This is a genomic window from Pseudomonadota bacterium, from assembly GCA_022361155.1.
GTDB lineage: Bacteria > Myxococcota_A > Polyangia > Polyangiales > JAKSBK01 > JAKSBK01.
In genome coordinates this window covers 1-9,189 of the sequence record JAKSBK010000216.1, presented here as the reverse complement: position 1 = coordinate 9,189, position 9,189 = coordinate 1, and the positions used below count along the sequence as shown (strand labels likewise).

Below are 9,189 nucleotides of genomic sequence, written 5' to 3'. Positions count from 1 at the left end.
CGTCGACACATGGTTGGCCAACGAGATTGCTCAGCTATACAGCGATTGCCTGGGTGCCGGCTGGCGCACGCATCTGTGCCGCCCGGATACCTGGCGCCACATCGAGCACATGGACGAGAGCGAGCTTTGGACTATCAAGGTCGCGTTGAAGAGGCGCCTCCTCGACTTCGTCGCGCGCAGGCATCAGCGGCGCCGGGAACGGCTGGGAGTGGACGATCCGCGGCCCAGGCTGCGATCCGACCGGCTCACGATCGGCGTGGCCCGGCGCTTCGCCACCTACAAGCGTGCCATGTTGATGTTCGAGGACTTGGACCGGGCCAAGGCCCTGATCACCGACCCGGAGCGGCCGCTGCAGTTCATCTTCGCGGGCAAGGCCCATCCGGCCGACGGGCCCGGCAAGGCGCTCCTAAGGAGACTGTGCGAGTTGAGCAGGCTTGCCGAGCTGCGGGATCACGTGGTCGTCGTCGAGAACTACGATATGAACGTCAGCCGGCATCTGCTGGAGGGCTGCGACCTGTGGCTCAATATGCCCCGCAGGCCGCTGGAGGCTTGCGGCACCAGCGGCATGAAGGCCGTGTTCAACGCCACGCTCAATTGCTCCACGCTCGACGGCTGGTGGGATGAGGCCTGCGACGGCGAAAATGGCTTTGTGATCGGTGATGGCCAGGTTTGCGCCGACCCGGCCGATCAGGACCGTGCGGATGCGGCCGCGTTGCTGGCAACGCTCGAGGGGCAGGTCGTGCCCATGTACTACGATCGCAACCACGCCGAGCTTCCGATGGCTTGGCTGATGCGTGTGAAACGGGCGCTCAAGACCCTTGCCTGGCGCTACAACGCGGACCGCATGGTCATGGACTACGCGCGCAGGCTGTACGTCCATGCGTCCAAGACCAGTACCGCGGAAATCCTCGACTAGTACCACGCGTTGAGCCCATGACTACCAGACTTTTCCAGAAGCGGCCCGGACAGTACTTGGAAACGAATCGTGCCAAGGCTGCCTTCGAGGACATCTATAGGCGGTCCACGCCTCATGCATACTTCAGCGAAATGCGGCGCCTGGGCTACCAGATTGGAGAGCAAGCGCGCCCCTACTGCATCGCTGCCGCCCAGTTGATTGCGCGCGCCGCGCCCGCCTGGCCGGTGCAGATGCTGGACGTCGGATGCTCCTACGGCGTCGGCTCGGCATTTGTGCGCTATGGCTGCTCCTTCGAGGAGCTCGTTTCCTTCTTCGACTCGCGTGCTCCCACGGGCTACCATGAGTGCACAGCGGCCACGCGCACGTGGTTGAACGTGGTTGCGCCAGCCCTCGACATGCGGGTGGTTGGCCTGGATGCGTCGGGCAACGCTATCCGCTTCGGGCTGGACGCCGGACTGTTGGACGCTGGCATCAGCCGCGACCTCGAATGCGAAGATCCCAGTGGCCACGAACAGGCTTGGCTCGCTGGCTGCAACCTGCTGATTTGCACCGGCGCCATCGGCTACGTGGGCAGAGCCACGTTTGACCGGATCCTTGCGCACCTGGGCACCAACCACCCCGGTGGCTGCGGGTCGATGGCGGTAATGACCGTGTTGCGCATGTTCGACCCCTGCGAAGTGGGGCAGGCCTTCGAGGCGGCCGGTTACGCCTTCGAGCACGTCGGCGATGTGCGCTTGCCGCAGCGCGGTTTTGCCGACGAAAGCGAGCAACAGAACGTGCTCACCAAGGTGCGGGCCAGGGGCCTGGACACGCGCGACGTGGAAGAGCGCGGCGTGCTCTATGCCGATCTGTACATTGCAGGCGTCCCGGAGCTTCAACCCCGACTACGTGCGGCGATGGACGATGTGAGGCGCAAAGCACCCATCTTCAGTCGTCAAGTCCAAGTTGCGCACGCCTGCGCCTCAGCCCGGAACGGAGCCTCCAGGCTGGCGTTCTGCCGGAGCTGAACAGCGCAGAGCGACCGGAGGCGCACTTTCATGGCGCATTCGCCGTAGATCCGGGGGGAGTCCAGCAAGGCATCCACGACGTTGCGGTGGACAGTGCCGGCGACATCGTTGTCGCAGGCGGCCTTTTCGGTCGCATCGACTTCGGTGGCTAGGCTCGAGTTCAGCACTTTTTCCGGCTCGGGGCGTCCTTGGTTGAATCTCCGGACTACAGTCGTGTGGGGTTGATCAGCACCGGAGGTAGCGGTGATGGCCCTTGATGGCTTGGTTGAGGTAACGGGCCACCGCAATCTAGTGCCAGCGGGCGCCAGGGCTGGGGCCAAACGATCAGGATTCCTGTGGCGAGGCACTAGGAGCTAAGAGGGCTCGGCGCGGGAGCTTACCGCGTTGACCAGGCTCGCCCAGGGCATGAGGTTACGGTGCACGACGTCCTGCCAGGCGAATTGACGGGCGGTGCGCTTGCCTTGTTCCCGCATGGCCCGGGCGTGGGCGGGGTCATGCCGGACCCGCGTGTACTGTGCGATGAACTCCTCCGGCTCGCTGGTGTGCAGCACGATCGCATTGGAGCCCGCCACCGCGTAGTCCTCGCCCGAGCAGCCGGTGGTGGCGATGGCACCCACGGCCATGGCCTCCAGGCCTACCAAACCGAAGGGTTCGTGGCTGGAGTTGGCCAACACCGTGTCGGAGGCCCTGAACAGGGCGCGACGGCTGTCCGGATCGACGTGGGAACCCAGATTCACGAGGTCCGCGCGCTGCAGGTTCTTCAGGCAGCCGATCAATCCACGAACTCCGCTTCCCGGCGGGGCCTTTCTGTCCGCGATGCGCAGGCCTTGACTCCGCGCAGCCTGCAGCACCTCGTGGCCGTGCGCCTCGCGACCGCCCCTCGCGATCAACAACGGCTTCCAGCCACGCCTTTTCATCTCGCCCGCCAGGTGCACCGATGCGATCCAGCGCTTGTCGGGGTCCCAGCGGGCCATCTTGGTCATCACCAAGCGACCCGCGAATGCACTTCGTAGTGCGCGCGTGCCCGCTGCGTGGGGTGGCAGGTAGGCGTCGGGTGGCAAACCGTTCGGAATCACAGCTGCGTCGATTCCCCGCGCGCTCATCCTGTGGCGCATGTAACGGCTGACCGTCGTGATGGAGGCCACGGCGGTCAGGGCTTTCCAGTCTATCCGACCAAATCCAAACGTATTGTTGGCGTTCCACAGCATCGTGACCCGGCTGTGGACTCGCGCCCTTCGCAACAGCCAGCTCAGGTGCAACAGCGCGTTGACGGTCTGCCACTCCTCGGCCATGACCAGAACCTGGCCGCCCTGCAGCACGTGCGGCATCAGGACGCGCTGCAGCAAGAAGGGAGGGAGAGAGGACGCGTAGTCGCCGCTCTTTTCGTCCTCGCCGTCGTAGACGCCGCCACGGCGGTACTGGCTAATCCATTGGCACCAGCGATGCAGGTACAGGTCCCCCATGCGCTCGTGGCCGGGTAGATCAGGGTCACCCACGAACCACAAATGCACCTCGTGCCGCTGTTCCACCAGGGCTTTGGTCAGCCCCTCGACACGGGTTGCGAGGCCACCGGCGCGCGAGTAGGCGTCGGGACCCTCAAACGACAGAATATGGATCTGCATGGCTCACCACGGCTGAATCGGCTTCGGATGGTCGGCAGGCGCCGGGCTCCTCGGCGCAAGATCGGAGGCGACAGTTCGGTTTCCTGAGGTCGAAAGACCCGGGCCCCGCTCCCCTGAAGACGCTGGTGTCCTAGTGCCTGGGGCTTCACGCTGCAAGCTCCCCGTGCAGGTTAAATAGGGCCTCTACGTGATGTTTCCGGGTCGAGCGCGTGATCTCTGGGCGACAGTCGGGGTCGAACGGACTACGAGGATGCGCCGCGTGTCCCTTGACCCTACGCCTGAGCGAGTGGCCTGGACGAAAGAGCGGCCTCCGCTTGCAGCCAGTGCGAGAGCGCCTGGCCGTTCGGGCGACCCTCGGCCTCGTAGATTTCGTACGCCAGGCGCGCAATCTCCTCGTAGCTAGGGGCGACCGGTAGGCTTCCCAAAAGCGAGCTGCCACCGGGTCCAGTGGAGGAGGCACTGCTGGCGCTGGCAACGGCCGGCGCGGCCGCTGTTCGCGAACGGGGCCTCGCCGCGCGCTTCCGCGGCGCTTTCGAGCGCGCCGGAGACTTGGTCCGTCGGCCCGTGCTTGTGGACCCGCCCGCTTCGGCTCCACGAGCTTTGGCAGCCGGCTTGGCCGTCTTGGTCTTGGAACCACTTCGCGGGGCGTCGACACGTCCCGTCGCGTCGTCGCGGCTCCCACCACTGATCTTCGATCGCCTGTTCATACCCGTGACCCTGCGCGCCTTCCAAAAGGAAATCAAGACAGAAAAAGACCCGCCCGAAGAATTGCCCAATTCAAACCGCTTGACCACATTTTGGCATCGAGGAGACACGAAAGAGTGACGCTTCGGTGGCTGCCGCCCGCGCTCCTCCGGCGCTTTGCTCATCGGAAACGCTGGCTCGGGCAGCGTCCAAAACGACGCGTCGCGCTAATCCGCCCCGTCGCTGCGTTTCTACGATCCCGGCGGACGCCCTGGTGACGCGGATCCGGCATCCGGTTCGGTTCGCGCTCCGATACGCAGGTTCGGGTGACGGGCTGTGAACGGCTGCGCGTGCTCCGGTTGTATACGGGAGCCAATCCGTGTACGCGTTAGCCGGAGCGTGAGTGAGAAACACCAGAGTATCGGCCGCGCACCCGGAGCGCACATTGCAGCGCCAAGGGCGTGGCTCGTTGTACTGGCCGTTCTGACCCCGACCCTGGGCTGCTACCACACGGTGCATCCCATCAAACCAACCCCCGCCCCGGCCAAGGCTCCAGCCAAGGCGTTGGTCGAGCCAAAGCCGGTGATGCCATCGAGTGTCTCCGTGGGCAAGCTGTCGCTTTCGGGGCCGCACAGGGTTGGGCGGGTTCCTTTCTGGGAGGGACCCGACAACGAGGGGCGGGACCTTACGCGCACCGGTGACAGCGTGGTGTTGTTCAGCCACCGCGGCGACGAATCGTGCCTTGTGGAGCTGCGGTCCGTTGGCTCGGAGGTGGCGCTTAGCTGGCGAGTCTGGAAGGGTCGGCTGAACAGGGCTGCAAGCGACGGTCGCGGTCGTCTCGTCGTTCACGGCGTGCCGGCCACAGGGGGCCGGTCCGTGGCCAGCCGCCGGCCCATCTTCTTGACCACCGACATTCGACGGCCAGGGCAGCAGCTGCGGCCCTTCAAGCTGCCGCAGGTGCCTGGCTTCGAGCCAGACACGATGCTGTGCGGCAGTCCTGGCTCGATCACGGGTTGGCCCAGGCAGACCAAACGCTACCTTCCCGTGCAAATGCTGCCGGGGCCGCCTCGGGCCTTGCCGTTCAACGCGGCGGTGGTGAAACCGCTCCGATGCGCTTACGGTCACCGCAGCGGATGCAGCAGCCTGCTGCACAAGAGCGACAAGCCCCAGATTTGGCTCTTGAGCACACGCTGTGGCACGAGCGCGAGCACGATCAAGGTGCCGAAGCCAGGCCCAGCGGTTCGGCTGCATCCGTCGGGACTGAGGGTCGAGGCGGAGCACGCGCAGGGCAAGAGCCGGCTGCGCGTGCTGAAGCGCGACGAAGATCCGAGCGAGCTTTCGTTCGATGATTGGGTCTACGCGCTGACCTTCTGGGATGCCGAGACGCTGCTCCTGCACGTTGCTCGAACCGACGCGCGAAGCGTGTTTCATACCCGCGTCGTAGTGCTTGACACCCGAGGCCATCAGCGCGCCCAGCTCGACACCGATCCGTTCAGGGGTGCGGCTCATCGCGTGCCCGTGTCGCAGCACCCTCCGGAGCGCGGCAACGGACTGCCTCTGGCCATGCGCGTAGGCCAGGCCCTGGTGCTGATCGCCGGCGACGGGGTCGTGTGGGCTTGGCGCGGGCAATAGCGCCACATGGCGTCCGTTGGTCAGGATCGCGGTCGAAACCGGGTCCTATCGGTCTGGCAGGTCGAAACGCAGCGGCGGATGGCCGGCGAGCTGAATCGCGTGCCAGGAAGGCTCGGCGTCGGGCACAAGCACGAATGCGGCGCGCGGCAAATCACCGATCGGCTGCCGTACTACCCCGACGTGGGTGATGACGCTGCCGTCTGCATCGAGGATCGTGGCTTGTTCCATCATCGGTCCCTGCAGCCAACCCACATGCTCGCTGACGCCACCCCACGTGATGGGAACCTCTGGATCGACGATAATGGTCCGATAACGGTGACGCTGAAGCGCCGGGGACCAGTGCGGCGCCGCGTTGATGAACGAGATGCGTTCCATCAAGCCCCGGTAGGAATAGGCGCTTGGCCAAGCTGGGTCGCAATAGCTCATGAAATCGAAGACGCTGTCCGGTGGCTTCAGCGTGTCGGTTCGCAGATCGAGGCCCCAAGTATCGAGCCCGCCGCCGGCGACGGGGTAGTTTTGATCCGCATGTGCCGGGCCCCCGCAAGGCGTGTGCTTGCGTCCAAGGCTGTGCCCGATCTCGTGCAGGAAGGTCTCGACGCTGGCCTTGCCGCCGTAGCCGATGCCAAGCCCGACTCGGCTGCCCACTGCGAGCGGCCCCGCCAGCGGCGCGAGACCAAGCACGCAGCCAAATGCGCAATACTCTTGGCCGGTGGCCTTGGGCTCGACCAGACCGTAATAGAAGACGTCGTCAGCAACCCCATCGCTGGCTCGCAGCGTCTTCAGGTCGTCCAGGGCGTGGCTCCAGTTGCCGCCTTGCGCGGTCAGCGTCAAGTCCGTCCCGACAGGCGCACGCACGCTCAGGTCGAGCCACGAGATCGGAAACTCCGCCTCCATGGCTTGCCGGTAGTCATCGACCCGCTCGGGCGGCAGGCTGGGCACACGCCCGGAGCCGTCGGCGTCGTAGCGGAAAGGAACGAGCACCACCTTGAAGTCTCCAACGACGCGCGCGCCCAACGCAGCCTCACCCGTCACGGGCCAGCGTGCCTGGTCGGTGTTGCCCACCTGGGGCTGGGCCGGGCAGGGCTCGCTCTCGAAGAGCTCCAGCTTGTAGCGCAAGTCTGGAGTGACCAGTGCAGCGTCCAGCTTCAGATTGAAGGTCGAAGTCCATGCCCCGTCGGTGGACTTGCTCTGCACCGAAACGGTGTCCTCGACGACGGCGGGCGGCGCTGCTGGGGCCGCGATCGCGGTCAGCCGCGCGGTCACGTTGCGCGGCCGCCAACCGGCAAGCGGCTCCACGAACGCTCGCACGGTCGCCCTATGTCCAGCGACCACGTCGGTAGCTCGCTGTGCGGGCGGCTGCCCGTCTTGCATCACTGTAACCTTGACGGTCTGGTAAAATGCGATCGAGCTCAGCTTGATATCGGTCGCCAGGTAGTCGCAGGCCTTGCTCGGTTCGAATCCGCTCCCCGGCCAGGGCGACGCAGGCGCGGATCCCGGTGCTGCGGGCAACGAGCCGCCCGATTGCCAAGCAGCCGGGGGCTCTGGGTGCGACCGACCCGTACGGCCGTCCTGCCTTACAAGCGCGTCAGCAGAGGGGTCCGAGCCGATCGCGCAGCCGCACAGGGCGGCGGAAACGAGCCACGCCAGCGCGCGCGAGCCCGAGTGGTGCTCCGCGTCGTTAGGCCCGCCAACGCCTGGGATCTTGCTCCGTTCCATGACCGGGGTCCTTCCATGGGCGACTTAGTGCACGCAACCTGGACTCGGTCAGTGCTACTGACCGGTCCCCACCCGGCAGGCAAGACGCTGTTACTATGTGACAGTTTTGGCGCAACGGTCAAGTGTACCCCCGAGCCAGCTGCGTTCCGGGGGGGCGGACCCGTGCCCCTGCCCTTGCGCTTGGTCATGCCTGGAATCCATCGCCCCCCGTGGATCCTGCTCGCCTGAGCCCTGGCCCTGCGTGTTCGTCTTGGGCTATAGATTTTCTCGCGTGCAGCGGGCAGAAGCTTGCCAGATGGAATGCCAATGAAACGCAGAGACTTCGTTACGCAAATCGCCCTGGGTGCGACGTTGGGTGGTACGCTTGCCGCCTGCCGGAAGCAGCAATCCGACGCCAAGAAGCCTTCGGCTGCCCCGCCCCCGAGGGACAAGAAGGTGCTGTGGCGTCTGGCTTCGAGCTTTCCGCGCGGGCTCGATACCATCTACGGGGCTGCAGAGACGCTCTCCAGGCAGGTGGAAGCGATGTCGGGTGGCAACTTCCGGATCCGCTGCTACCCGGCGGGCGAGATCGTGCCCGGGCTGCAGGTGATGGATGCGGCTCAGCAAGGCACCGTTCAGGTAGGCCACACAGCAGGCTACTACTACGTGGGCAAGCATCCCGCGTTCGCGTTCGATACTGCGGTCCCCTACGGGCTGTCGGGACGCCAGCAGGTCGCCTGGCTGCTGGAGGGTGGCGGCGAGCAAGCGCTGGCACCGCTCTTCGCCGACTTCAACCTCGTCCGCTTCTTCGGGGGCTGCACGGGTGCCCAGATGGGCGGCTGGTTCAAGCGTCCGGTCGAGTCGGTGGGAGATCTCAAGGGCCTGAAAATGCGCATCCCTGGTCTCGGCGGAGATGTGATGAGCCGGTTGGGCGTAACGGTGCAGGTCCTGGCAGGCGGAGATATCTATCCGGCGCTGGAGCGGGGTGCGATCGATGCCACCGAATGGATCGGTCCCTACGATGACGAGAAGCTGGGTTTCTTCAAGGTGGCGCAGCACTACTACTATCCGGGGTGGTGGGAGCCCGGTCCGTCGCTTTCGTACTACGTGAACAAAAGGGCCTGGGAGTCGCTTTCCCGCGAACACCAAGCGATGTTCTCGGAGGCGGCTCACGTGTCAGGCTTGCGCATGCAGGCCCAATACGATGCCAGAAACCCTGCCGCCCTCACGCGCCTGCGCAAGCACAAGATCAACGTGCAACCGTTCCCCGACTCGGTCATGGTCGAGGCCGAGAAGCATGCGCGTGATCTGCTGGAGGGCCACGCAGCCGAGGATCCGAGCTATCGGCGCATCTACGAGCCCTGGAACAAGTACCGCATGGAATCGCGCGAGTGGTTCGCCACGGCCGAGCTCGCGTTCGCCTCGTTCGCGTTCAAGCCCGGGTGAATCAGCGCGCCGGGCCCGGCAGCTTACAGGTTGAGCGCAAGCCCCTTCAAACGATCGAGGGCATCGGGAACTCGCTTTTGCAGGCTCGGAGTCGCAACCAGGTAGATGAATTCCTTGTTGCGGAGATGGCTCACACGCCCGACCTTCTCACCAGCAGGATTGTGGATGCCGATCTGCGCGCCCACAT

General features: G+C 65.3%; 7 protein-coding genes. 4 read left to right on the top strand and 3 right to left on the bottom strand.

The features are described from left to right. Both glgP and MJD61_08305 read left to right on the top strand, forming a co-directional pair. Positions 1-916, top strand: a 916-nt coding sequence (gene glgP / locus MJD61_08310; protein ID MCG8555279.1) for an alpha-glucan family phosphorylase, incomplete at its 5' end; no start/stop codon positions are given. A gap of 17 nt (positions 917-933) precedes the next feature. Continuing rightward, complete coding sequence (locus tag MJD61_08305) at positions 934-1,923, top strand: hypothetical protein (protein MCG8555278.1); 990 nt, start codon at positions 934-936, stop codon at positions 1,921-1,923. Positions 1,924-2,276: 353 nt separating this feature from the next. Here MJD61_08305 and MJD61_08300 read toward each other — a convergent pair whose 3' ends face one another. Beyond that, positions 2,277-3,545 carry a glycosyltransferase family 4 protein gene (locus MJD61_08300; GenBank protein ID MCG8555277.1) on the bottom strand — a complete coding sequence of 423 codons (1,269 nt, stop codon included), beginning with the start codon at positions 3,543-3,545 and terminating at the stop codon, positions 2,277-2,279. A 272-nt stretch (positions 3,546-3,817) separates the two neighbouring features. Beyond that, the gene (locus MJD61_08295; protein ID MCG8555276.1) at positions 3,818-3,970 is read right to left on the bottom strand and encodes a DUF2934 domain-containing protein; all 153 of its coding nucleotides are present in this window, start codon (positions 3,968-3,970) and stop codon (positions 3,818-3,820) included. A gap of 658 nt (positions 3,971-4,628) precedes the next feature. Between MJD61_08295 and MJD61_08290 the strand changes: the two genes are divergently transcribed. Next, positions 4,629-5,861, top strand: coding sequence for a hypothetical protein (locus MJD61_08290; protein ID MCG8555275.1), 1,233 nt, complete (start codon positions 4,629-4,631; stop codon positions 5,859-5,861). A gap of 45 nt (positions 5,862-5,906) precedes the next feature. Here the strand turns inward: MJD61_08290 and MJD61_08285 are convergent, their stop codons facing one another. Continuing rightward, a complete protein-coding gene (locus MJD61_08285; protein MCG8555274.1) occupies positions 5,907-7,577 on the bottom strand; it encodes a M66 family metalloprotease in 1,671 nt (556 codons plus the stop codon). Between the two features lie 306 nt (positions 7,578-7,883). On the opposite strand from MJD61_08285, the gene MJD61_08280 reads away from it, so the two are divergent. Further along, on the top strand, positions 7,884-9,002 hold the full coding sequence (locus MJD61_08280) for a TRAP transporter substrate-binding protein (protein MCG8555273.1): 1,119 nt from the start codon (positions 7,884-7,886) through the stop codon (positions 9,000-9,002). The last annotated feature ends 187 nt before the right edge of the window (positions 9,003-9,189 follow it).

Bases quoted from the DNA above. Each gene is read 5' to 3' on its own strand.
- MJD61_08305 (MCG8555278.1), top strand. From the start codon at position 934: ATGACTACCAGACTTTTCCAGAAGCGGCCCGGACAGTACTTGGAAACG.
- MJD61_08300 (MCG8555277.1), bottom strand. From the start codon at position 3,545: ATGCAGATCCATATTCTGTCGTTTGAGGGTCCCGACGCCTACTCGCGC.
- MJD61_08285 (MCG8555274.1), bottom strand. From the start codon at position 7,577: ATGGAACGGAGCAAGATCCCAGGCGTTGGCGGGCCTAACGACGCGGAG.
- MJD61_08280 (MCG8555273.1), top strand. From the start codon at position 7,884: ATGAAACGCAGAGACTTCGTTACGCAAATCGCCCTGGGTGCGACGTTG.